Genomic DNA, 22,269 nt, shown 5'->3' on the forward strand with positions numbered 1-22,269 from the left:
TACCTTTCCTCACCCGTCCGGCTTACCCGTCGTGCCGCCGTTGACGTTGCTCCCTAGCGTGAGGACATGAGCAACCCGGTTCACTTCCAGGCGCGGGGGCGTACGGTCGTCGGCTGCACCCTGCTGGTGATCGCCCTCGGCGCGAGCGTCACCGCCTGCAGCGGCGACGCCGACCACCCCCTGTCCGCAGCGCCCTACGACGCGGCGGGCCAGATCTCCTTCAACGGCCCTACGGACGCCGGGAAGAAGGCGGACCCGGACAAGCCCCTGGAGGTCGTCGCCGAGGGCGCCGACGGGCGCATCACGGACGTCACGGCCATGGACGCCACAGGCCGCTACGTGGCGGGCGAACTCTCCGCCGACGGGGCCCGCTGGCACAGCACCTCACCGCTGGCCGCCAACGCCCGTTACACGGTCCGCGTGAGCACCGAGGACGGCGACGGCGCGCCGGGCCGCAAGGTCCTCACCTTCGAGACCGGCAGGCCCAGCGCCAAGAAGACCCTGGACGTGTCCTTCGGCCCGAAGGCGGGCGCGTACGGCGTCGGCCAGCCCGTCACCGCGGAACTGAGCCAGCCGGTCGCGGACCCGGCCCAGCGGGCCATAGTGGAACGTGCCCTGAAGGTTCGGTCCACGCCCGCCGTGGAGGGTGCCTGGCACTGGGTCGACGACAAGAAGCTCCACTACCGGCCCGAGGAGTACTGGCCCGCGCACGCCACCGTCCAGGTCAGCAGCACCCTCGACGGCATCAAGATCGGCGACCGGATGTGGGGCGGTACGGCCAAGCCCCTGACCATCACCACGGACGACCGCGTCGTGGCCGTCACCGACGCCGCCGCCCACACGCTGACGGTCTACCGGGACGGCGAAGCGATCAGACAGATCCCCGTCACCACCGGCAAGCCCGGCTTCGAGACCCGCAACGGCGTCAAGGTCGTCCTGGGCAAGGAACCCTTCGTACGCATGCGCAGCAGCACCGTCGGCATCGCCGAGGGCTCCTCGGAGTCGTACGACCTGCCCGTCTACTTCGCCACCCGGGTCACCTGGAGCGGCGAGTACGTGCACGCCGCCCCCTGGTCCGTCGGCTCCCAGGGCTCCGCCAACGTCAGCCACGGCTGCGTCGGCATGAGCACCGCCCACGCGGAGTGGTTCTTCGGCGCCGTCCAGGAGGGCGACCTCGTCGAGGTCGTGAACTCCGACGGCGAGACGATGGAGCCCTTCGGCAACGGCTTCGGCGACTGGAACCTGGACTGGAACAAATGGACCACGGGAAGCGCCCTCACGGGCGGCACGGGCAACGCCGCGAACCAGGACGCGGCCAGGCTGCGACCCACGGTGGTGTAGCGCCCCGACAGGGGCGCGGGGCCGGTCCGGTGTGCGGCTCCGCCGCGTGGGCGCGACAAGCCACGACGGCGCCGCTCCCGCCGCACGACGCGCGGCCCCCACCCAGTAGGCGCCCTACGCGCTCTGCAGCCTCTGCTGCCGCAGCAGAGAAGCCAGCGCTTCCGCGAACTCGACGGGCTCCACGGGCAACGCCACAGCCCCCTCAGCCCGGCTCCACGTGGCCAGCCACGCGTCCTGCGGCCGCGCGATGAGCAGCAGTACCGGCGGGCACCGGAACACCTCGTCCTTGATCTGCCGGCACAGCCCCATGCCGCCCATGGGCACCGCCTCGCCGTCCAGCACGCAGACGTCGATCCCGCCCTTGTCCAGCTCCTTGATCACGGCGGCCGGAGTCGCGCACTCCACGAACTCGACCACGGGCACGTCCGGGGCGGGCCGGCGACCGGTCGCCAGCCGCACCTGCTCGCGGGTGTTGGAGTCGTCGCTGTAGACCAGCACCGTGGCGGTCGGCTGCATGCTTCCTCCGATACGCAGTGAAACAGTCGTAGCCCGTCGCGGCGGATGCTACTCCCTCCCACTGCCCGCCAACACTGGTTCGGACACGGCTTCGACGGTCCGTTCGATGGGCCATCCGGGCAGTACAGACGGGGGGAACACACCGAACGGCACCCCCCGGGGTGAGGGCGGGATAAGCGACCGACATAATGTCGGTCGTGGCGACAGCAACGACAGTAGAAACCGGGCACGCGCACCCGTCGGTCAACCGGCCGAATCTCACCAGCGTCGGAACCATCATCTGGTTGAGTTCCGAGCTGATGTTCTTCGCGGCCCTCTTCGCGATGTACTTCACCCTGCGATCGGTGACCGGCCCGGACTTCTGGTCCGAGAAGGCCGACGCGCTGAACTTCCCGTTCTCCGCGACGAACACCACGATCCTGGTGCTCTCCTCCCTCACCTGCCAGCTCGGCGTGTTCGCGGCCGAGCGCGGGGACGTGAAGAAGCTCCGGATGTGGTTCATCGTCACCTTCGTGATGGGTGCGATCTTCATCGGCGGTCAGGTGTTCGAGTACACCGAGCTGGTCAAGCACGAGGGCCTCTCGCTCTCGTCGGACCCGTACGGCTCGGTGTTCTACCTGACCACCGGCTTCCACGGACTGCACGTGACGGGCGGCCTCATCGCCTTCCTGCTGGTCCTCGGCCGCACCTACGCGGCCCGGAGGTTCACTCACGAGCAGGCGACCGCCGCCATCGTCGTGTCCTACTACTGGCACTTCGTCGATGTCGTCTGGATCGGCCTCTTCGCCACGATCTACATGATCAAGTAGTCGCGGCACGCACCCGCGCAATACCAGAAGCATCGACGCAGAAGATCCTGACACCGGGGTAATCCGTGAAAAAGCTCTCCGCACGACGACGCCACCCGCTGGCGGCGCTCGTCGTCCTACTCCTCGCGCTGGCATGCACAGGGGGGCTGTACGCCGCGTTCGCACCCGCGGACAAGGCGCAGGCCGATGAAACCGCCCAGTCCCTCGCCATCGACGAGGGCAAGAAGCTCTACGCCGTCGGCTGTGCCAGCTGCCACGGCACCGGAGGTCAGGGCACCACCGACGGTCCGAGCCTGGTCGGCGTGGGCGCCGCGGCCGTCGACTTCCAGGTGGGCACCGGCCGTATGCCGGCCCAGCAGCCGGGTCCGCAGGTCCCGCGCAAGAAGGTCATCTACTCCCAGGCGGAGATCGACCAGCTGGCGGCCTACGTCGCCTCGCTCGGTGCCGGTCCGGCCATCCCGTCGGAGGAGAAGTACGGCCCGGAGGGCGCTGACTCCGCCAAGGGTGGCGAGCTGTTCCGCAACAACTGCGCGCAGTGCCACAACTTCACCGGCAAGGGCGGCGCGCTGACCCACGGCAAGTACGCGCCCACCCTCGAGGATGTCGACCCCAAGCACATCTACGAGGCCATGCAGACCGGCCCGCAGAACATGCCCTCCTTCCCCGACACCACGCTGTCGGAGCAGAACAAGAAGGACATCATCGCCTACCTGGACGCGGTCAACAGTGACGACACCGTAAACCCCGGCGGTCTCTCGCTGGGTGGCCTGGGGCCGGTCAGTGAAGGCCTCTTCGGCTGGATCTTCGGCCTCGGTGGCTGCATCGCCGTCGCCGTGTGGGTCGCCGCTCGGACCGCAAAGGCCAAGAAGTCATGAGTAGCCAAGACATTCCAGAAGAGAACCTGCCCGCTGCGCAGCGCGGCACCCACGCGCCGAAGCCCGCGGACGACAAGAACCCGTTCGCGGACCCGGGCCTGCCGCCCCACGAGCACCGGATCCAGGACATCGACGAGCGGGCCGCCAAGCGGTCCGAGCGCACCGTCGCCCTGCTGTTCACGGTCTCGATGCTGGCGACCATCGGCTTCATCGCCTCGTTCGTCGCGATCCCGCACGACAAGTCGATCTACGTCTTCCCGCTCGGGCACATCAACGCGATGAACCTCGCGCTCGGCCTGACGCTGGGCGTGGCGCTCTTCACCATCGGCGCGGGCGCCGTCCACTGGGCGCGCACCCTGATGTCCGACGAGGAGGTCGCCGACGAGCGGCACCCCATCGAGGCCTCGCCCGAGGTCCGTGCCAAGGTCCACGCGGACTTCAAGCAGGGTGCCAAGGAGTCGGTGATCGGCCGGCGCAAGCTGATCCGCAACACGATGCTGGGCGCGCTCACCCTGGTGCCGCTCTCCGGCGTCGTCCTGCTGCGCGACCTCGGTCCGCTGCCCGGGACCAAGCTGCGCCACACGCTCTGGAACAAGGGCAAGCTGCTCGTCAACATGAACACGAACGAGCCGATGCGTCCGTCGGACATCGCGGTCGGTTCGCTCACCTTCGCCAAGCCCGAGGGCCTGGACGAGCACGACCACGGCTTCCAGAACGAGATCGCCAAGGCTGCCCTGATGCTCATCCGGCTGGAGCCGGAGGCCATCAAGGACAAGCGGGAGCTCGAGTGGTCCCACGAGGGCATCGTGGCGTACTCGAAGATCTGCACCCACGTCGGTTGCCCGATCTCCCTGTACGAGCAGCAGACGCACCACGCGCTGTGCCCCTGCCACCAGTCCACCTTCGACCTCGCCGACGGTGCCCGGGTGATCTTCGGTCCCGCCGGTCACGCCCTGCCGCAGCTGCGCATCGGCGTGAACGACGAGGGCTACCTCGAGGCTCTCAGTGACTTCGAGGAGCCCGTCGGTCCTGCATTCTGGGAGCGCGGATGAGTACTGCAGCCAACGAAGCACCCCGCTCTCGCGGGAAGGCCCCGGCCGGCGAACGCGTCGCCGACTGGGCCGACGGCCGGCTCGGGATCTACTCCCTGGCCAAGGCCAACATGCGCAAGATCTTCCCGGACCACTGGTCCTTCATGCTCGGTGAGATCTGCCTCTACAGCTTCATCATCATCATCCTCACGGGTGTGTACCTGACGCTGTTCTTCCACCCGTCGATGAACGAGGTGGAGTACCACGGCTCGTACGTCCCGATGCAGGGACAGCTGATGAGTGAGGCGTACAAGTCGACGCTCGACATCAGCTTCGACGTGCGCGGCGGTCTGCTGATCCGGCAGATCCACCACTGGGCGGCGATCATCTTCCTCGCCGGCATGTTCGTGCACATGATGCGCGTCTTCTTCACCGGTGCGTTCCGCAAGCCGCGTGAGATCAACTGGCTGTTCGGCTTCCTGCTGTTCGTCCTCGGCATGTTCACCGGCTTCACCGGTTACTCGCTCCCGGACGACCTGCTCTCCGGCACCGGTGTCCGCTTCACCCAGGGCGCGATCCTGTCCGTGCCGATCGTCGGCACGTACATCTCGATGTTCCTGTTCGGCGGGGAGTTCCCCGGGACCGACTTCGTCGCCCGGTTCTACTCGATCCACATCCTGCTGCTGCCGGGCATCATGCTCGGTCTCGTGGTCGGCCACCTGATCCTGGTCTTCTACCACAAGCACACGCAGTTCGCGGGTCCCGGCAAGACCAACAAGAACGTCGTCGGCATGCCGCTGCTGCCGGTGTACATGGCCAAGGCCGGAGGCTTCTTCTTCCTGGTCTTCGGTGTCATCGCGGCCATCGCCGGCATCGCCTCGGTCAACCCGATCTGGAGCATCGGCCCCTACCGGCCGGACCAGGTGTCCACCGGTGCCCAGCCCGACTGGTACATGGGCTTCGCCGAGGGTCTGGTCCGCGCCATGCCGGGCTGGGAAATCAACTTCTGGGGTCACACGCTGGTCCTCGGTGTGTTCGTCCCGTTGGTGATCTTCGGTCTGTTCCTGGCGATCATCGCCCTCTACCCCTTCATCGAGTCGTGGGTGACCGGGGACAAGCGCGAGCACCACATCCTGGACCGGCCGCGCAACGCCCCGACCCGTACGGCCTTCGGTGTCGCCTGGGTCACCGCGTACATGATCATGCTGATCGGTGGTGGCAACGACATCGTCGCCACGCACTTCCACCTGTCGATCAACGCGGTCACCTGGTTCGTCCGGATCGGGTTCTTCGCCGGCCCGGTCATCGCCTTCGTGATCACCAAGCGGATCTGCCTCGGCCTCCAGCGCCGGGACAAGGAGAAGGTGCTGCACGGACGCGAGTCCGGCATCATCAAGCGCCTGCCGCACGGTGAGTTCATCGAGGTCCACGAGCCGCTCAGCCAGGAACAGCTGCACACGCTCACGGCGCACGAGCAGTACAAGTCGGCCGAGATCGGCCCGACGGTCGACGAGAACGGCGTCCAGCGCAAGGTGAAGCGCACGGACAAGCTGCGCGCCAAGCTCAGCAAGTCGTACTACGGCCCGGAGTCGCAGATTCCGAAGCCGACCGTCGAGGAGTACAAGGAGATCACGAGCGGCCACGGCCACCACTGACCCTCCAGCGTCGCCACACCACGGTCGAAGGGCCCCGTCCGTTCCGCGGACGGGGCCCTTCGCCGTGCCCGGGGCTGGATAGGGTGGGAGCACACCTTCTTACCGTCGTGCACACGATTCAGGAGCGGCTCATGAGCGCTTTGACCCCCGCTGGAGGCGACACCGCGGCGGGCCGCTCCTGGCCCGCCCTGCTGAACGGACTGGCGGACGGCCGGGACCTGACCGCCGACGAGACCGCGTGGGCGCTGGACGTGATCATGCGCGGCGAGGCGACCGACGCGCAGATCGCCGGCCTCGCGGTCGGCCTCAGGTTCAAGGGGGAGACCGTCGAGGAGATCTCCGGTCTCGTCCGCACCATGTACGCGCACGCCAACGTCATCGAGGTGCCGGGGGAGACGGTCGACATCGTCGGCACGGGTGGCGACGGCGCGAAGACGGTCAACATCTCCACCATGTCGGCGATCGTGGTGGCCGGCACCGGCGCCAAGGTCGTCAAGCACGGCAACCGGGCCGCCTCCTCGGCGTCCGGGGCCTCCGACGTCCTGGAGAAGCTGGGCATCAATCTGGAGCTGACGCCGAAGCGGGTGGCGGAGGTCGCCGAGGAGGCCGGCATCACCTTCTGCTTCGCGGTGAAGTTCCACCCGGCGCTGCGCCACGTGGCGGCGGCGCGCGGCCAGCTGGGCATCCGCACGGTGTTCAACTTCCTGGGTCCGCTGACCAACCCGGCGGGCGTCAAGGCCCAGGCGATCGGGGTCGCGCACGCCAGGATGGCGCCGATCATCGCCGGTGTCTTCGCCGAGCGCGGCCACTCCTCCCTGGTCTTCCGCGGCGACGACGGCCTCGACGAGCTGACCACGACGTCCACCTCCCGGGTCTGGGTGGTGCGGGACGGCCGGGTGACCGAGGAGGCCTTCGACCCGCGGGACGTCGGCCTCGAACTGGTACCGGTCGAGGCCCTGCGCGGCGCCGACGCCTCCTACAACGCCGACGTCGCCCGCCGCCTGCTGGCCGGCGAGAGGGGCCCGGTGCGGGACGCGGTGCTGCTGAACTCCGCGGCGGCCCTGGTCGCCCTGGAGCCCGGCGGCGGGCCGCTCACCGAACAGATCCGGGCCGGCATGGACCGTGCCGCCGAGTCGATCGACTCGGGCGCCGCCAGGCGGGTCCTGGAGCGGTGGGTCGCGGCGAGCAACGCGTAGCCCGCCTTCCCGAGTGACGTGCGTCCCGCGATCCGGACTCGGGTTGCGGGGCGCCGATCACTTCCCATAGGTTTTCGACAGGTCATGAGTGACAGTCAAGAGGCCCCGGCCGACTGTCCGGCAACCCTCCGTCCGTGGCGGGGTGCCCCGGGTGAAGACCAGGCCGTGGACAGCAAGGTCCACGGCAAGCGCGGACCCCTCGCGGAACCAGGGGTCCTGGGTCGTCCGAGGGAGTCTTCCGTGAACCAGCGAATGCGATAGGGCCGCAGAGCCCCGCCTCCGCACATCCCTTGTTTCTCTTTTACAGCGCCCTTCTTCGCGCTGCTCTTTCACGGGAGTCCGCCATGTCCGTGCCCACCGCTGCCGCCACCCCGCTGCCCGTCCTCGGCCGGGACGTCACCGTCCCGCTCGTCACCGGTGGCGAGGTGGCCTACGCCGCGCTCGACTACGCCGCCAGCGCGCCCGCGCTCCAGCGGGTCTGGGACGACGTGGCCGCCTACGCCCCCTACTACGGCAGCGTGCACCGCGGGGCCGGGTACCTGTCGCAGCTGTCGACCGACCTGTTCGAGAACTCCCGCAGGACCGTCGCCGAGTTCCTGGGCTGCCGGGACGGCGACCAGGTCGTCTTCACCCGGTCCACCACCGACTCCCTGAACCTGCTCGCCGGTGCGCTGCCGGCCGGCTGCCGGGTCTTCGTCTTCGAGACCGAGCACCACGCCTCGCTGCTCCCCTGGCGGGACGCGGACGTGACCTACCTCGACGCCCCGCGCACGCCCGCCCAGGCCGTCGAGACCCTGGAGCGCGCCCTCGCCGCCCGCGAGCCGTACGGGCCCGCCCTGGTCTGCGTCACCGGCGCCTCCAACGTCACCGGCGAGCTGTGGCCGGTGCGTGAACTGGCCGCCGCCGCGCACGCGCACGGCGCCCGGATCGTGCTGGACGCCGCCCAGCTCGCCCCGCACCACCCCGTCTCGGTGACCGAGCTGGACGCGGACTGGGTCGCCTTCTCCGGGCACAAGCTCTACGCCCCCTTCGGCGCCGGCGTGCTGGCGGGCCGGGCCGACTGGCTGCGCGAGGCGGAGCCCTACCTCGCGGGCGGCGGCGCCAGCCGCAGCGTCTCCCGGCGCGCGGACGGCGGCGTGGACGTCCGGTGGCACGACAGCGCTGCCCGGCACGAGGCCGGCTCGCCCAACGTCATCGGCGCCTACGCGATCGCCGCCGCCTGCAAGGCGCTCACCGAGGCCGGGTTCGACACACTGGTCGCCCGCGAGGAGTACCTGATCGGGAAGGTGCGGGAGGGGCTCGCCGAGGTGCCCGAGGTGCGGGTCATGTCCCTTTTCGGCGACGACGCTCCCCGGGTCGGGGTGCTCTCCTTCGTCGTCGACGGCTGGAACAGTTCCCACTTCGCCGCCGCGCTCTCCGCCGAGTACGGCATCGGAGTGCGCGACGGCCTCTTCTGCGCCCACCCGCTGGTGCGCACCCTGCTCGGCAGCGACCCCGAGACGCAGGGCGAGTGCGGTGCTCCGGAGGCGGCGCCCGGCGAGAAGTCCCTCAACGCCATCCGCGTCAGCTTCGGCGCCGGCACCCCGGACGAGCACGTCGAGCGGTTCGTGGACGCCGTCAAGGAGCTGGTGCGCGACGGCGCCCGGTGGAACTACCGGACCGAGGACGGGCGTTGCGTGCCCGACACGTCCGCCGCCGGCACCTTCACCGTCTGAGCCGCCCGGCCCGGCAGCCGCGAGCCGAGCAGGATCATCCGCAGCGCCCGCTCGGTGGCGTCCGTGAGGAGCTCGGCCGCCCGCACCAGCGCGTCCGCCAGGGCCATCGGCGCCGGCATGATGCCGTGGAAGGCGTCCACCCCGGGTACCTCGTGCGCGCCCTCGCCGAGCGTGCCGGCCAGCGCGAGGACGGGACGGCCGTGCAGCTTGGCACGCCGGGCGACCTCGGCCGGGACCTTGCCGCGGGGCGTCTGGTGGTCCAGGGCGCCCTCGGCGGTGAGCACGAGGTCGGCGCGGGCCAGGCGGGCGTCCAGGTCCAGGTGATCGAGGAGGACGTCGAAGCGGGGCAGCAGCCGGGCCCCGACGGCGGCCAGACCCGCGCCCAGCCCGCCGGAGGCGCCGGTGCCGGGGCCCGTGCGCAGGTCGACGCCGACGGCCGCGAGGTCGCGGGTGAGGACCCGCGCCCAGTTCTCCAGCCCCGCCGACAACTCCTCGACCTGCGCGGGCGTCGCCCCCTTCTGCGGGCCGAACACCCGGGCCACGCCCCGCTGACCGCACAGCACGTTGAAGGGGTTGCAGGCGACCAGCAGCTCGGTGTCCTTCAGGCGCGGGTCGAGGCCGGACGGGTCGATGCGGGCGAGGCGGATCAGCTCGCGTCCGCCGTGCGGGAGTTCGAAGCCGTCCGCGTCGAGCAGCCGCGCCCCGAGCGCCTGGAGCGCGCCCGAGCCCCCGTCGGACGTGCCCGAGTCGCCGCAGCCGACCAGGACGCGCCGCACCCCGGTGTCGAGCGCGGCCCGGATCAGCTCGCCGACGCCGTACGTGGTCGTGGCGCCCGGGTCGCGCAGGGCGCGGGGGACCAGGGACAGTCCCGCGACGGCGGCCATCTCCACCACCGCCGTGTCCCGGCCGCCGAGCAGCGCGAAGTGGGTGCCGACGGGTTCGCCGACCGGGCCGGTGGCGGCCAGCGCGACCAGCCGCCCGCCGGTCGCGGCGGCCAGCGCGGTGGCGGTGCCCTCGCCGCCGTCCACGAGCGGGATGCGGTCGATCTCGGCGTTCGGCAGGACCCGGCGGACGCCCGCCGCGATGGCGTCGGCGGCGGCCCGGGCGGACAAGGACTCCTTGAAGCCGCTGGGGGCCACGGCGACCCGGTCGAGCAGGGAGGGCATCGAGGGCACGGAAGACATGGCGGGCTCCTTCAACGGGTCACGGGTACGCCGAGCAGCGGCCACACGGCGGCGGCGAAGAACAGCACGAGCGCGGCGGTCAGCGGTGCCAGGACGGCGGACAGCCGCAGCAGGTCGCGCGGGGTGTAGGTGGGGGTGCCGGGGATGTCGGAGAAGAGCGTGACCGGCTTGGCGGAGGCGGGGAGCGTGTGACAGAAACCGGCCGCCGCCGTGGACGCGAGCGCGGCGGCGACCGGGTTGACCCCCGCGCCCACGGCCGCGGCGATCACCAGCGGCACCAGGACCGAGGAGCGGGCCGAGCGGGACTGGAGGACCAGGTGGGCCGCCGTGCTCACCGCGACCACGACGCCGAGGAAGACGGCCGGCGCGACGTCCGCGGCCAGCCCGGACACCAGCCACTTCGCGGCACCGGAGTCGGCGAGCGCGACGCCCATCGCCATGGTCGCCGCCATGAACAGCAGCAGCGACCACGGCACGGTCCTGAGCGCGTCCTTGAGGCGTACGGTGCCGAGCGCGGGGGAGGAGGCGACGACGGCGCCGATCAGCGCCACCACCGCGGGCGGGACGTGGTGCAGCGGCTCGCTGCACCACAGGGCCACCACCGTGGCCAGCAGCAGGGCGCAGCGCTTCTCGGCCTGGGTCCAGGGGCCGGTGACCGGGTCCTCGCTGTGCCGCTGTATCTCCTCGGCGGTGATGTGCACCGGACCCTTGCGATCCGCCCGCCGAGTGGTCGTCAACAGGACCGCCTCGGCGGCCAGGTGTGACGAGGCCACCGCCAGCGGCAGCCCGAGCAGCAGCCACTGGGTGAAGCCGATCCGGTCCCCGGTCGCCTCCCACAGCACCGACACGGTGATCAGGTGCGCGCCCGCGCCGATCAGCGTCGCCACCGCCGACAGCAGGATCACCGTCGGGAACAGCAGCGCCAGCATCACCACCAGCCGCTTGCGGTCCGCGAGGGCCTTGGAGAGGGCGAGGAACACCGGCAGCGCGAGCGCCGCCCGCCCCGAGGTGGCCGGCACCGCGAACGCGGTGACGACCAGCGCGGCCGTCGTCAGGTGCACCAACTGCCGTACGCTGCGCGCCCCGCCGACCAGGAACGCCGCCGCCCGCCCGGCGAGCCCGGTCCGTGCCACCGCCGCTGCCAGCACGAAGGCGCAGATCAGCAGCCACACCGTGTCCTCACCGAGGGTGCCGAAGAGGGTGTCGCTGCTGATCACGCCGGTCGCGGTCAGCGCGAGTCCGGCGCCCAGCGCGATGTACGTGTCGTCGATCGGCGTACCGATCCAGGCGCAGGTCGCCAGCGCGAACACGGCGAGGGTGAGGCGCGCGTCGCCGTCGAGGGCCGGGAAGTTGCCGGGTACCGCCAGCAGTGCGCACAGGGACAGGGCCACGCAGGAGGCCGCCGCGAGGCGGGGGTTCAACGTCACGTCATCGAGGATTCACGGGGGCGGTGAGCCATCGATGAGCGTCACATGAAGGAAGCTTCACCAGGCAGGCAGCCGGTATCCCATCCCGCGCACCGTCTCGACCTGCTGTGCCCCGAGCTTCTTGCGCAGCGCGCGGACGTAGACGTCCACGATGTTGGAGCCGGGGTCGAAGTCGTAGCCCCACACGTGCGACAGGATCTGCTCGCGGGACAGTACCTGACCCGGGTGGCGAAGGAACAGCTCGAGGAGCACGAACTCACGGGCCGTCAGGTCGACGGTGCGCTCCCCGGCGCGGGCCCGGCGGGTGCGCAGGTCCAGGCTGAGCGCACCCGACTTCAGCATCGTCACCTCGGGCGCCCTGGCCGCCGTACGCAGCCTGAGCCGTACCCGGGCGAGCAGTTCCTCGAAGCGGAACGGTTTCGTCATCCAGTCGTCGGCGCCGCCCTCCAGGCCGGCCACCGTGTCCCGTACGGAGTCCCGCGCGGTCAGCACGATCACCGGGGTGGTCACCCGGGACTCCCGCAGCTCGCGCAGGACCGTGAAGCCGTCCCGGCCGGGCAGCCCGATGTCCAGGACGACCAGGTCGAACCCGCCGGTGAGGGCGTACTCACAGGCGGCGTCGCCGTCGGCGACGGCGGTGGTGGTGAAGCCGTTGGCGCGCAGGCCCTTCTCGACGAAGGAGGCGATGCGCTCCTCGTCCTCGACGATGAGGATGCGGTTCATGGGCGTGCCTCTTCCGCGATCAGTCGGAATCAAGTGTCAGTACGAAAGTGGCGCCGCCGCCCTCGGTGGTGCGCAGACCGACCCGTCCGCCGTGGCCCTCGGCGATCGCCTTCACGATCGACAGCCCGAGCCCGGCGCCGGTCCCGCGCACCCCGCGCCGGGCCGTGCCGCGCCGGAAGCGCTCGAAGACGACCTCGGCGTCCTGCGCCTGCACGCCGGGGCCGGAGTCGGCGACATACAGCTCGACGCGGGCGCCGTCGGCGCGGGAGCCGATGCGGATGGTCTGGCCGGTGGTGGTGTGCTGTACGGCGTTCTGCGCGAGCTGCACCATGGCCTGCGTGATCCGCTGTGGGTCCAGCCGCACCTCGCGGTCGGCCACCCCGTCCAGCACCCAGTCGCGATCGCCTAGGGTGCGGGCCTTGACGTAGACGTCGGCGGTGAGTTCGGCGAGCTGCACGGGCTCGGGGGTGACGAAGTCGGGGCGCTCGGTCTTGGCGAGCAGCAGCAGGTCCTCGACGATGCGGCTCATCCGGTCCAGTTCGTCGGTGACCAGGCGGACGGTCTCCTCCCGCTCCGCCGGGTCGTCGCCCATGAGTTCCAGGTGGCCGCGCACGATGGTGATCGGGGTGCGCAGCTCGTGGCCGGCGTCGTCGACGAACCGGCGCTGGGCGGCGAAGGCGCGCTCCAGCCGGTCGAGCATGGCGTTGAACGTCTCGGCGAGCGCGGCCACGTCGTCGTTGCCGTGCACCGGGATGCGCCGGGTCAGGTCCTGCTCGGTGAGCTGCGCGGCCGTCGTGCGCACCAGCCGGACCGGCTTGAGGATGCGGCCCGCGACCACCCAGGCGATGCCCGTCGTCATCAGCAGGGCGACGCCGGAGATGGCGAGCAGGACGCGGAACACCTCGTCGGCGCGCTCCTGTTCCCGCCCCGGGTGGAAGGCGACCACGAACGCCGCCGCCGGTTCGCCGCCGTACCGGGCGACGGTGACCTTGGCCCAGCGGACCTCGCCCTCGGGCCGGTGCAGGGTGCCGGTGGAGTCGGGCGAGGCGTAGATGGTGCGCAGGGCGTCGCCGTCCTCGTGCAGGGGCAGGGCGACCGGGATCTCGCGCTGCTGCACGAACTTGGTCGGTCTGTCGCCCACCTTGCCCGCCAGGCCGAGCAGTTCCTCGTCCAGGTCGGCGTACTGCCGTTGCAGGAACACCTTCAGCAGCCGCTCCGGGGCGGTGAACGGCAGGCCGGTCTCCGGGTCGAAGCCCTGCTCCTCGAAGTTGGCGAACTCCCCGGCCTCCTGCGCGAGCAGCCCGCTGATCCGCTGGTCGGTGTCGCGCAGCAGGATCGAGCGGGTGGTCGCGGCCACCGAGGCGAGGGCGACCGCCATCACGAGCAGCAGCCAGAGCAGGATGCGGACGCGGGCCGAGATCCGGCGGCGCTCACGGTCAGCCGTCGTCGCCGGGGCCGTCGTCGGCGGATCCTTCGGCGCCGGAGTCGTCCCCGGTTCCCTGGCCTCGGTCGTCGTCATCGTCGTCATCCGGAGGGCTGTCGGTCACCGGCGGCCGGGTCACCACCTGGTCGCTGGGCGCCTGGTCGGGTGAGGAGGAGGTGGGCGTCGGGGTGGGGGAGCCGCTCTCCAGCTCCACCTTGGACGGGACCTCGGGTTCCTGGGGACTGTCGGTGAGGGCGAAGCTCGTCGCGGCGATGCCGAGCGGGATCAGGACGACGGCCGCCAGGGCCGCCATCCGGCGTGAGAAGACCATGCCCCTGATACTGCGCCCGGTACCCGGCCCTCCGGATGAGCCCGGGATGAAGAACTCTTCATCGGGCGCGCGGGCCGGGCGCCGGGATCAGTTGTCCAGCCCGATGGCGAAGGCCGCCTCCAGGTCGTGCTGCGAGTACGTCCGGAACGCCACGTGCGTGTCCGTGCCCTCCACGCCCGGGATCTTGCTGATCCGGCCGGGGATGACCTCGGCCAGGTCCTCGTGCCGGCTCACCCGCACCATCGCGATCAGGTCGTAGGTGCCGGTGACGGAGAAGACCTCGCTGACGTTCTCCAGCGCGGCGATTCGCTCCGCGATCTCTGGGATGCGGTCCACGCTGGTCTTGATGAGGACGATCGCGCTGATCACGGCTGGTTCTCTCCCTCGGGCGCCGCCACTGGAACGCTCTTCACTCTAGTCGTACGCCCGAATCGCACCCAGGCGAAGACGAAGCCCAGCCCGAAGCCCACCAGGTGCGCGAGGTACGCCACCCCCGGCCCGTCGCCCGCCCGCCCCGCCGCCGTCCACTGCAGGGCCGCCCAGAACGGCAGCACGACCCAGGCGGGGAAGCGCAGCGGCAGGAAGAAGAGGAAGGGCAGGAGGCTGGTCACCCGGGCGCGCGGGAAGAGGAACAGGACCGCGCCGAGGACCGCGGAGATCGCCCCGGAGGCGCCGACCAGGGACTGCTGGGAGTGGGCGTTGGCGCCCGCGTAGCCGAGCAGGGCCAGGTAGCCGCACCCGAGGTAGAACAGGGCGAACTGGAGCCGGCCCATCCGTTGCTCGGTCATCGCGCCGAAGACGTACAAGAAGAGCATGTTGCCCAGCAGGTGCACCCAGCTGCCGTGCACGAACAGCGCCGTGGCGGGCGTGAGGGCCGAACCCGGGGAGTCCTCGAACAGTTCCGCGGGGATCACGCCCCACCGCCGGAAGTAGGCGCGCTGCGCGGCGAGCAGCTCCTCACCGGTGCCGTACACCGGGTTCAGGCCCGCCGCCGGGCTGACCAGGAACAGCAGGCAGCACATCGTGATCAGCGTGTGCGTCACGGGCGCGGACCGGCGCCCCGCGGGGCGGGCCCCGCCGAGGGACCCGACCGTCCTGCGGACCCCAGTGCTCCAGTTGCGGATCATGACTACAAAGCATGACGTAACGGGAGGCAACCGCCCAGGTCGCCTCGCCGCCGTGGACACGCGGGCGTCGGGTACCCGCCAGGCCGTAGGGTTACGAGCCACACGCACCGGGGGAGCCCGGCGCGTCACCGACACTGGAAGAGAGCGAACAGCCACGATGACGGTTCCCCTGCCGACCGAGACGACGCGGTGGCGCTGCACCCTCTGCGGCAACCTCACCCGCTTCGACGTCACCCGGGCCTCGAAGGTCGTCGAGTACGTGCACCTCGATCTGGCCGGCGAGCCGAAGGTCGAGGAGCGCGAGGTGCTCAGTGAGACCATCGAGTCGGTGCGGTGCCGCTGGTGCAACGCCGTGGACCAGGTGGAACTCGTCGACAGGCCGGGTGCCGCCTCCTGATCACGGGAGCGGTTCCGCACGATGTGATCCCGTCCGGGATCACGCGGAGACATTGGGGTGACGGATGGTGGAGACACAGGGCGGTGGGCCGGGCGACGGCGCCGCCGAGGTGCTCGACCGCCCGCTGCCCGACGGCGTGCGCCGCAGGGTCGTGCAGATCGTCTCCGACGGCTTCGGCGGGCTCACGCTCGGTGAACTGCCCGCACAGCTGAGACAGTACGCCAGGTTCACCCCGAACCGCAGGGCCAAGTTCGCCGGCAACGCCATGGCCGCCGCCGTCGAGACCGACACGCTGTTCCGCCAGCGCATCGGCGAGAAGTTCCGCGACGCCCAGCCGGAACTGGCCGGGGCCCTGGACGCCGGCTCCCCGCCCCCGGCCGCCGACCCGCTCGACGTCGCGGCGGCGGCCTACGTGCTGCGGCCGCACGGCTGGGTGAAGCTGGTGACCGCCGCCGGCGAGGAGGCGCAGCGCGCGGACGCCGAGCGCGCCGACGAGGAGAGCCGCGCGGAGCTGGAGCGGCTGCACGAGGAGCTGGCCCGCGCCCGCGAGCACACCAGGGCCGAGACCGAGCGGCTGCGCGCCGAGCTGGACGCGTCGAAGCGGGAGGCCGAGTCGCTGCACCGCAAGCTGCGCTCCGCCCTCAGCGACGTCAAGCGCGGCGAGGCGGCGCTGCGCAAGGTCCAGGCCGAGATCGACGCCGTACGCGCGGAGGGGCACGCCCAGGTGTCCGCCGCCGAGAGCGAGACCCGGCGGCTCAAGGCCCGGCTCACCGAGGCAGAGGCGGCCCTGGAGGCCACCCGCAAGGCGGCCCGCGAGGGGCGCAGCGTCGAGGACATGCGTGTACGGCTGCTCCTGGACACCCTGCTGGACGCCACGCAGGGGCTGCGCCGGGAGCTGGCCCTGCCGCCGGTGTCCGTGCGGCCCGCCGAGACGGTGGACGCGGTGGAGCCCGGCCGCATGACGCCGAAGGACATCGCCAACCGCGCTCTGTCCGAGCACGACCCCGCCGTCCTCGACCAGTTGCTCGCGCTGCCCCAGGCCCACCTCGTCGTCGACGGCTACAACGTCACCAAGACCGGCTATCCGCAGATGCCGCTGGAGAAGCAGCGGCTGCGGCTGCTCGGCCAGCTCTCCCAGCTCGCCGCCCAGACCGGCGCGGAGACCACCTGCGTCTTCGACGGGGCCGAACTGGCGGCGCCGGTGCTGCTCGCGCCGCCGCGCGGGGTCCGGGTGCTCTTCTCCAAGCCCGGCGTCACCGCCGACGAGCTGATCCGCCAGCTGGTGCGGGCCGAGCCGCCGGGCCGGCCGGTCATCGTGGTCTCCACCGACCGCGAGGTCGCCGACGGCGTCGCGCGCGCCGGCGCACGCCCGGTGGCGTCCGCGGTGCTCCTCAAGCGGCTTTCCTGACCCCTGCTCCACTTTCGTGCCAACCATAACGTCGGAGTTGTATGCCCGTATTGACGGAACCGTCACGCAACGTAGCGTCAATGAAACGTCACAGCAGGTGAGTTGTGGCAAAGAACGCGGTGAGTAACAGGGTTTTTCGGGCGGAGGATTTGAACTGATCACGAGTGGGTCACTAGGGTCAGCCCTCGAACCCTCGCACGGGTGATCCCTCTCAAGAAGGAGCTCGTCTCCGTGGCGTCCCACCGTCGTCCCAAGCAGCCGAGCCGCACGCGCGTGACCGTGCTCACCACCGCTGCCGCCGCCGCTGTCGCTCTCAGTTCCCAGGCCGCCAACGCCGCGCCGAGCGAGAAGCCGAACAAGGACGAGGTCAAAGCCAAGGTCGACAAGCTCTACCAGGAGGCGGAGCAGGCCACCGAGAAGTACAACGGGGCCAAGGAGAAGCAGGAGAAGCTCCAGAAGGAGATCTCCACCATCCAGGACAACGTCGCCCGCGGCCAGGAGGAGCTCAACGAGCTGCGCGACGGCCTCGGTTCGATGGCCAGCTCCCAGTACCGCTCCGGCGGGATAGACCCGTCCCTCCAGCTGTTCCTGTCCGCCGACCCGGACAACTACCTGGACAAGGCCTCCACCCTCGACCAGCTCAGCGGTCAGCAGGTCGAGACGCTGAAGAAGGTCCAGGAGAAGCAGCGCGACCTCGCCCAGCAGCGCGCCGAGGCGTCCGAGAAGCTCAAGGACCTCTCCGCCACCCGGACCGAGCTGGGCAAGAAGAAGAAGGAAGTCCAGGGCAAGCTCTCCTCCGCGCAGAAGCTGCTCAACTCGCTCACCGCGCAGGAGAAGGCCGCCCTCCAGGCCGAGGAGCAGCGCGCCACCCGCAGCAGCGAGCGCCAGGTCCTCACCGGCACCGGCACCCCCGCCTCCGGGCGGGCCGCCGCCGCCTTCGCCGCCGCCCAGAGCAAGCTCGGCACGCCCTACGTCTACGGGGCCACCGGGCCGTCCTCCTTCGACTGCTCGGGCCTGACCTCCTGGGCCTACGCCCAGGCCGGTGTCGGCATCCCGCGCACCTCCGAGGCGCAGACCGGCGCGGGCACGCGCATCTCCTCGATGAGCCAGCTCCAGGTCGGCGACCTCGTCTTCTTCTTCAACGACCTGCACCACGTCGGCCTCTACGCCGGCAACGGCCAGGTCCTGCACGCGCCGCGCACCGGAACGGTCGTCCGCTACGAGTCGATGAGCACCATCGGCGGTCCGTTCATGTTCGGCGTCCGGGTCTGACCCCAGGCCCTCCTGCCGCCCTCGTTACAACCCTCGAGTCGCCTCGCCGTGCCGCCCGTTCGGGCGAATCGTGGCAGGCCCTCGGGACTCCCGCCCCGCCGGTGACCTGCGTCAGCGGCGGGGCGGCGGGTTGTGCGCCCCTTCGAGGTCGTTGGTGGGTGCCCCGTCGCGGGGTTACTGTCTGCCGCGTTTCCCTGTCCGTCAGCGGAAGGAGTGCGGCTTCCCGTGGGGTCCCATCGCCGCCTTGCACCAACCGGATTCGACCGCGGGTCCACCGCCGCCGTCGGCCTGATCTCCGTCGCCGCCGCGCTCCTGGGCGCCGTACCGGCCACGGCCGCCCCGGAGGACGACCGGCGGGCGGAGGTGGACCGGCTCCACACGGAGGCGGAGCGGGCGACCGAGGCGTACAACAAGGCCGACGCGCGCACCGACGCCCTGCGCAAGGAGGTCAGCACGGCCCAGGACGCGATCGCCCGGCAGCAGGCGCGGATCAACTCCATGCGGGACGCGCTCGGTTCGCTGGCCGGCGCCCAGTACCGCTCCGGCGGCATCGACCCTTCGCTGGCGCTGCTGCTCTCCGCCGACCCGGACGACTACCTGGACAAGGCCTCCGCGCTCGACCGGGTCACCACGCTCCAGGCCGGTCAGCTCAAGGAGCTCCAGGAGGCCATGCGCGACCTCGCCCAGGACCGCGCCGAGGGCGGACGCAAGCTCGCCGAGCTGGAGAAGGGCCGCAAGGCCGTGGCCGCCCACAAGAAGACGGTGGAGCGCAAACTCGCCGAGGCCCGCAGGCTGCTCAACTCCCTCCCGGACGACGAGCGCGCCGCCCACGACCGCGGCTCCCGCTCCGGCCGCACCGACCTGACCGCCCCCGGCGCCGCCGCCCCCGCCTCGGGCCGCGCGGCCGCCGCCGTGGCCGCGGCCCGCTCCGCCCTCGGCAAGCCGTACGTCTGGGGCGCCAACGGCCCCAGCGGCTTCGACTGCTCAGGCCTGACCCAGTGGTCGTACGCCCAGGCCGGCGTCGGCCTGCCGCGCACCTCGCAGGCGCAGTCCGGGGCCGGACAGCGCGTCCCCCTGTCCGAGGCCCGCCCCGGCGACCTCGTCGCCTACCGGGACGACGCCAGCCACATCGGCATGTACGTCGGCAACGGCCAGGTCATCCACGCGCCCTACCCCGGCGCCCCCGTCCGCTACGACCCGGTGGGCATGATGCCGGTGTCGTCGGTGACCCGGGTCTGATGCGGGCGGGTGCCTGCCGGCGGGGTCGCGCCGGGACGTCGGCGCTGCGACAGGCGCCGGGTGCGGGTCGCGGGGGGCGTCGGCCCGGGGCGCCGGGCGGGGGCGGCCCTTCCGGTTCTCCCGCCCCCTGACTCCCGCACCCCGGCGCCCGTACGATCGGGAAGGTGGCTGGTCGAAGGCGGGTGTCGGGTTCCTCGGTGGTGGCGCTGTGCCTGCTGCTCGTGTCCCTCGTGGCCTGCGGCGGCCGGAACACCGCGGACCCGGTCCGCACCGAGGTCCAGGGGGTACTGGACCGGCGGGCCGCCGCCGTCCTCGGCCACGACCGCTTGGCCTACGCCCGCACAGGCGCCGCGGCCCCCTACGGCAACCTCGACGCGGTGCCGCTCGCAGCGTGGTCGTACCGCGTCACCGACGTGGTCCGCGCCGGCGACACCGCCACCGCCGACGTCGAGCTGCGCTACCGGCTCGACGGCTACGACCGGGGCCCCGTCACCACCCGGCGCACCCTGCGGCTGAGCCGGGACGGCGCGGGCGGCCGGTGGTCCGTCGACTCCGACCGGCCCGCCGAGAAGTCCGGCCAGCAGCCGTGGGACCAGGGCGATGTCCGGGTCGTCCGCGGCACCCACAGCCTCGTGCTGGGCGTGGGCCAGTCCACCGAGGCGCTGCGCGGCTTCGCGGACCTGGCCGACCGGGCGGTGCCGGCCGTGTCGGACGCCTGGGAGCGGGACTGGGCCCGGCGGGTCGTCGTACTCGTCCCGAAGTCGCTGGAGGCGATGGCCGGCCTGCTCGGCTCGCCCGCGTCCTCGTACCGGGGCATCGCGGCGGTCACCACCGGGGAGACCGGCGGGCGGGAGCACGCCCCCGCCGACCGGATCATCGTCAACCCCGACGCGTACGGGCTCCTCGGGACGCTCGGCAAACAGGTCGTCCTCACCCACGAGACCACCCACGTCGCCACCCGCGCCGACACCACCGCCGCCACCCCGCTGTGGCTCTCCGAGGGCTACGCGGACTGGGTCGGCTACCGGGGCAGCGGCCGCACCCCCGCCCAGGCCGCCCCCGCTCTGGCCCGCGCGGTGTCCGAGGGCCGGACGCCCGCGGACCTGCCGACCGACGAGGACTTCGGGTTCACCGCCGACGCGGACCAGCTCGCCCGCGCCTACGAGGGCGGCTGGCTGGCCTGCCTGATGATCGCCGACCGGTGGGGCGAGGAACGGCTGGACGCCTTCTACCGCGCGGTGGGCGCGCACGACGAGCGGGCGGGCGCGGTGGAGGACGCGATGAACGGGGTGCTCGGGATCACGCCGGAGGAGTTCACGGCGCGGTGGCGGGAGTATCTGCGGACGGAGTTCGGCTGAGCCGGCCCTTCGCGTCGGCCCGTCCGCGCGGAACCGTGTCCCGCCACAGGACGCGGGCCGCGACCAGTGCCGCGGCCACCAGCAGGCCGTTGCGGACGAAGAGCAGCGCGACGCCGAACGGGTCGCTCGCGACGACCTGCGCGAAGTACAGCGGGAACTCCAGGACCGTCACCAGACTCGCCACCAGCACCAGGGAGGCCGGCACGCGCATCCGGCTCGCCCGGAAGCACCCGCAGACCGCCGCCAGCCCGACCAGCCACACCAGGTACTGCGGGCTGATCACCCGGCTGGTGACCGTGAACATCAGCACCGCCGTGAACGCCGCGTCCGCCACCGTGTGCGCCGCGAACCGCGAGGCCGCGAGCCGCCACAGCAGCAGCCACCCGAACGCCAGGGCGGTCAGCGCCAGCGCCACCGTGCTCACCGCGCCCACGTGGGGACCCAGGAACTCGACCGAGCCGTAGTTGAGCAGCACCTCGCCGTCCCAGCCGAAGTGCCGGGCCACGTGGAAGACCAGCGCGCCCAGCGACTCCACTTCGGTGCCCCGCTCCCGCTGGAACCCCAGGAACGCGAACGCCCCGGGCATCGTCACGGCGAACAGCCCCGCCAGTCCGGCCGCGCCCAGTGCCGCGGCGGCCCACGGGGCACGACCGCGCATCCCGAGGAGCACCAGCGCCGGCCACACCTTCAGCAGCGCCCCCAGACCCACCAGCGCCCCCGCCACCCGCGGATGCCGGCCCGCCGCCAGCACCGCCGCCACCGCGACGGCGGTGACCATCACGTCGTAACGGGCGTACACCGTCGGACCGAGCAACGGTACGCCCACCACCCACACCCATGCCCCGCGCGGCGAACGCCCTTGGTCCCGGCCCGCGCGCCACAGCAGGGCGAGCACGGCCAGGTCCGCCAGGCAGGCCAGGACGAAGAAGGCCGTCGCGTACTCCAGGAAGGGCAGCAGCGCGGGGGAGAGGATCGCGAAGGCCGCGGCGGGCGGGTACTGCCAGGTGACGTCGCCCAGCGGAAACGTTCCGGTGCGCAGGATCCCGTACCAGCCGCGGTAAATGACGGACACGTCGCTGGTGACGTCCGGGCCCGGGAAGACCCACACCTTCAGCACGAACAGCAGCAGCACCAGCCGCGTGGCACCCCAGGCCGTCAGCGGCCACACCGGTGACCGCCTCGCGTCCGTCGTCTCCACGTGCTCCCTGCCCGTCCGCGTGCCGTGCCGTGCGGCCATGATGA

General features: G+C 71.7%; 21 protein-coding genes and 1 riboswitch. Of the genes, 12 read left to right on the forward strand and 9 right to left on the reverse strand.

Features of this window, described 5'->3' with window-relative positions; genetic code table 11:
• The first annotated feature begins 66 nt into the window (after nucleotides 1-66).
• A complete protein-coding gene (locus IE142_RS31375) occupies nucleotides 67-1,341 on the forward strand; it encodes a L,D-transpeptidase (protein ID WP_191888871.1) in 1,275 nt (424 codons plus the stop codon).
• 114 nt (nucleotides 1,342-1,455) lie between these two features.
• Here IE142_RS31375 and IE142_RS31380 read toward each other — a convergent pair whose 3' ends face one another.
• Nucleotides 1,456-1,857: a response regulator gene (locus tag IE142_RS31380; protein ID WP_191888872.1), complete on the reverse strand. Its 402-nt coding sequence runs from the start codon at nucleotides 1,855-1,857 to the stop codon at nucleotides 1,456-1,458.
• Between the two features lie 188 nt (nucleotides 1,858-2,045).
• Here IE142_RS31380 and ctaE point away from each other — a divergent pair, with 188 nt between their 5' ends.
• The 6 genes from ctaE to IE142_RS31410 all read left to right on the forward strand — a co-directional run bounded on the left by ctaE (nucleotide 2,046) and on the right by IE142_RS31410 (nucleotide 9,138).
• Nucleotides 2,046-2,666 (forward strand): aa3-type cytochrome oxidase subunit III, encoded by a 621-nt coding sequence (gene ctaE / locus IE142_RS31385; RefSeq protein ID WP_029393865.1) that lies wholly within the window; start codon nucleotides 2,046-2,048, stop codon nucleotides 2,664-2,666.
• A 65-nt stretch (nucleotides 2,667-2,731) separates the two neighbouring features.
• Nucleotides 2,732-3,541: a cytochrome bc1 complex diheme cytochrome c subunit gene (qcrC, locus tag IE142_RS31390; protein WP_191888873.1), complete on the forward strand. Its 810-nt coding sequence runs from the start codon at nucleotides 2,732-2,734 to the stop codon at nucleotides 3,539-3,541.
• Nucleotides 3,538-4,593 carry a cytochrome bc1 complex Rieske iron-sulfur subunit gene (gene qcrA, locus IE142_RS31395; protein ID WP_191888874.1) on the forward strand — a complete coding sequence of 352 codons (1,056 nt, stop codon included), beginning with the start codon at nucleotides 3,538-3,540 and terminating at the stop codon, nucleotides 4,591-4,593. The genes qcrC and qcrA overlap by 4 nt, the downstream gene beginning before the upstream one ends.
• Nucleotides 4,590-6,227: a cytochrome bc1 complex cytochrome b subunit gene (gene qcrB / locus IE142_RS31400; RefSeq protein ID WP_191888875.1), complete on the forward strand. Its 1,638-nt coding sequence runs from the start codon at nucleotides 4,590-4,592 to the stop codon at nucleotides 6,225-6,227. The genes qcrA and qcrB overlap by 4 nt, the downstream gene beginning before the upstream one ends.
• Before the next feature lie 131 nt (nucleotides 6,228-6,358).
• The gene (gene trpD, locus IE142_RS31405) at nucleotides 6,359-7,423 is read left to right on the forward strand and encodes an anthranilate phosphoribosyltransferase (RefSeq protein WP_191888876.1); all 1,065 of its coding nucleotides are present in this window, start codon (nucleotides 6,359-6,361) and stop codon (nucleotides 7,421-7,423) included.
• An 80-nt stretch (nucleotides 7,424-7,503) separates the two neighbouring features.
• A riboswitch (SAM riboswitch) is annotated at nucleotides 7,504-7,620 on the forward strand.
• A gap of 147 nt (nucleotides 7,621-7,767) precedes the next feature.
• Nucleotides 7,768-9,138 carry an aminotransferase class V-fold PLP-dependent enzyme gene (locus IE142_RS31410; RefSeq protein ID WP_191888877.1) on the forward strand — a complete coding sequence of 457 codons (1,371 nt, stop codon included), beginning with the start codon at nucleotides 7,768-7,770 and terminating at the stop codon, nucleotides 9,136-9,138.
• Here IE142_RS31410 and IE142_RS31415 read toward each other — a convergent pair.
• From IE142_RS31415 to IE142_RS31445, 7 genes are all read right to left on the reverse strand, one after another.
• Nucleotides 9,075-10,295: a glycerate kinase gene (locus IE142_RS31415; protein ID WP_191888900.1), complete on the reverse strand. Its 1,221-nt coding sequence runs from the start codon at nucleotides 10,293-10,295 to the stop codon at nucleotides 9,075-9,077. The genes IE142_RS31410 and IE142_RS31415 overlap by 64 nt on opposite strands.
• A gap of 38 nt (nucleotides 10,296-10,333) precedes the next feature.
• Nucleotides 10,334-11,749: an SLC13 family permease gene (locus tag IE142_RS31420; protein ID WP_191888878.1), complete on the reverse strand. Its 1,416-nt coding sequence runs from the start codon at nucleotides 11,747-11,749 to the stop codon at nucleotides 10,334-10,336.
• A gap of 57 nt (nucleotides 11,750-11,806) precedes the next feature.
• On the reverse strand, nucleotides 11,807-12,472 hold the full coding sequence (locus IE142_RS31425) for a response regulator transcription factor (RefSeq protein ID WP_191888879.1): 666 nt from the start codon (nucleotides 12,470-12,472) through the stop codon (nucleotides 11,807-11,809).
• A gap of 19 nt (nucleotides 12,473-12,491) precedes the next feature.
• Nucleotides 12,492-13,991: a sensor histidine kinase gene (locus IE142_RS31430; RefSeq protein ID WP_370466440.1), complete on the reverse strand. Its 1,500-nt coding sequence runs from the start codon at nucleotides 13,989-13,991 to the stop codon at nucleotides 12,492-12,494.
• The gene (locus IE142_RS31435; protein ID WP_191888880.1) at nucleotides 13,909-14,226 is read right to left on the reverse strand and encodes a small secreted hydrophilic protein; all 318 of its coding nucleotides are present in this window, start codon (nucleotides 14,224-14,226) and stop codon (nucleotides 13,909-13,911) included. The genes IE142_RS31430 and IE142_RS31435 overlap by 83 nt, the downstream gene beginning before the upstream one ends.
• 87 nt (nucleotides 14,227-14,313) lie before the next feature.
• Nucleotides 14,314-14,595 (reverse strand): Lrp/AsnC family transcriptional regulator, encoded by a 282-nt coding sequence (locus IE142_RS31440; protein WP_100044201.1) that lies wholly within the window; start codon nucleotides 14,593-14,595, stop codon nucleotides 14,314-14,316.
• Nucleotides 14,592-15,353: a rhomboid family intramembrane serine protease gene (locus tag IE142_RS31445; RefSeq protein ID WP_191888881.1), complete on the reverse strand. Its 762-nt coding sequence runs from the start codon at nucleotides 15,351-15,353 to the stop codon at nucleotides 14,592-14,594. The genes IE142_RS31440 and IE142_RS31445 overlap by 4 nt, the downstream gene beginning before the upstream one ends.
• 157 nt (nucleotides 15,354-15,510) lie before the next feature.
• On the opposite strand from IE142_RS31445, the gene IE142_RS31450 reads away from it, so the two are divergent.
• The 5 genes from IE142_RS31450 (at nucleotide 15,511) to IE142_RS31470 (ending at nucleotide 21,027) form a co-directional block, all read left to right on the forward strand.
• Entirely contained in the window at nucleotides 15,511-15,750 is a 240-nt protein-coding gene (locus IE142_RS31450) for a hypothetical protein (RefSeq protein WP_043373838.1), read from the forward strand.
• Between the two features lie 64 nt (nucleotides 15,751-15,814).
• Nucleotides 15,815-17,158, forward strand: a complete 1,344-nt coding sequence (locus IE142_RS31455) for an NYN domain-containing protein (RefSeq protein ID WP_191888882.1) — start codon at nucleotides 15,815-15,817, stop codon at nucleotides 17,156-17,158.
• A gap of 231 nt (nucleotides 17,159-17,389) precedes the next feature.
• Complete coding sequence (locus IE142_RS31460; RefSeq protein ID WP_191888902.1) at nucleotides 17,390-18,430, forward strand: C40 family peptidase; 1,041 nt, start codon at nucleotides 17,390-17,392, stop codon at nucleotides 18,428-18,430.
• Nucleotides 18,431-18,655: 225 nt separating this feature from the next.
• Entirely contained in the window at nucleotides 18,656-19,669 is a 1,014-nt protein-coding gene (locus tag IE142_RS31465) for a C40 family peptidase (protein WP_191888883.1), read from the forward strand.
• A gap of 164 nt (nucleotides 19,670-19,833) precedes the next feature.
• Nucleotides 19,834-21,027 (forward strand): hypothetical protein, encoded by a 1,194-nt coding sequence (locus IE142_RS31470; RefSeq protein WP_191888884.1) that lies wholly within the window; start codon nucleotides 19,834-19,836, stop codon nucleotides 21,025-21,027.
• Here IE142_RS31470 and IE142_RS31475 read toward each other — a convergent pair.
• Complete coding sequence (locus IE142_RS31475; protein WP_191888903.1) at nucleotides 20,984-22,225, reverse strand: glycosyltransferase 87 family protein; 1,242 nt, start codon at nucleotides 22,223-22,225, stop codon at nucleotides 20,984-20,986. The two genes, IE142_RS31470 and IE142_RS31475, sit on opposite strands and share 44 nt — an antisense overlap.
• Nucleotides 22,226-22,269 lie beyond the last annotated feature (44 nt).

Origin of the sequence: Streptomyces mutabilis (assembly GCF_014649815.1) — a bacterium.
Taxonomy (GTDB): domain Bacteria; phylum Actinomycetota; class Actinomycetes; order Streptomycetales; family Streptomycetaceae; genus Streptomyces; species Streptomyces mutabilis.

Coding starts and splice junctions, on each gene's coding strand:
- IE142_RS31410 (WP_191888877.1), top strand. CDS start 7,768: ATGTCCGTGCCCACCGCTGCCGCCACCCCGCTGCCCGTCCTCGGCCGG.
- IE142_RS31435 (WP_191888880.1), bottom strand. CDS start 14,226: ATGGTCTTCTCACGCCGGATGGCGGCCCTGGCGGCCGTCGTCCTGATC.
- IE142_RS31450 (WP_043373838.1), top strand. CDS start 15,511: ATGACGGTTCCCCTGCCGACCGAGACGACGCGGTGGCGCTGCACCCTC.
- IE142_RS31375 (WP_191888871.1), top strand. CDS start 67: ATGAGCAACCCGGTTCACTTCCAGGCGCGGGGGCGTACGGTCGTCGGC.
- ctaE (WP_029393865.1), top strand. CDS start 2,046: ATGTCGGTCGTGGCGACAGCAACGACAGTAGAAACCGGGCACGCGCAC.
- qcrA (WP_191888874.1), top strand. CDS start 3,538: ATGAGTAGCCAAGACATTCCAGAAGAGAACCTGCCCGCTGCGCAGCGC.
- IE142_RS31425 (WP_191888879.1), bottom strand. CDS start 12,472: ATGAACCGCATCCTCATCGTCGAGGACGAGGAGCGCATCGCCTCCTTC.
- IE142_RS31430 (WP_370466440.1), bottom strand. CDS start 13,991: ATGACGACGACCGAGGCCAGGGAACCGGGGACGACTCCGGCGCCGAAG.
- qcrB (WP_191888875.1), top strand. CDS start 4,590: ATGAGTACTGCAGCCAACGAAGCACCCCGCTCTCGCGGGAAGGCCCCG.
- IE142_RS31455 (WP_191888882.1), top strand. CDS start 15,815: ATGGTGGAGACACAGGGCGGTGGGCCGGGCGACGGCGCCGCCGAGGTG.
- IE142_RS31445 (WP_191888881.1), bottom strand. CDS start 15,353: ATGATCCGCAACTGGAGCACTGGGGTCCGCAGGACGGTCGGGTCCCTC.
- trpD (WP_191888876.1), top strand. CDS start 6,359: ATGAGCGCTTTGACCCCCGCTGGAGGCGACACCGCGGCGGGCCGCTCC.
- IE142_RS31380 (WP_191888872.1), bottom strand. CDS start 1,857: ATGCAGCCGACCGCCACGGTGCTGGTCTACAGCGACGACTCCAACACC.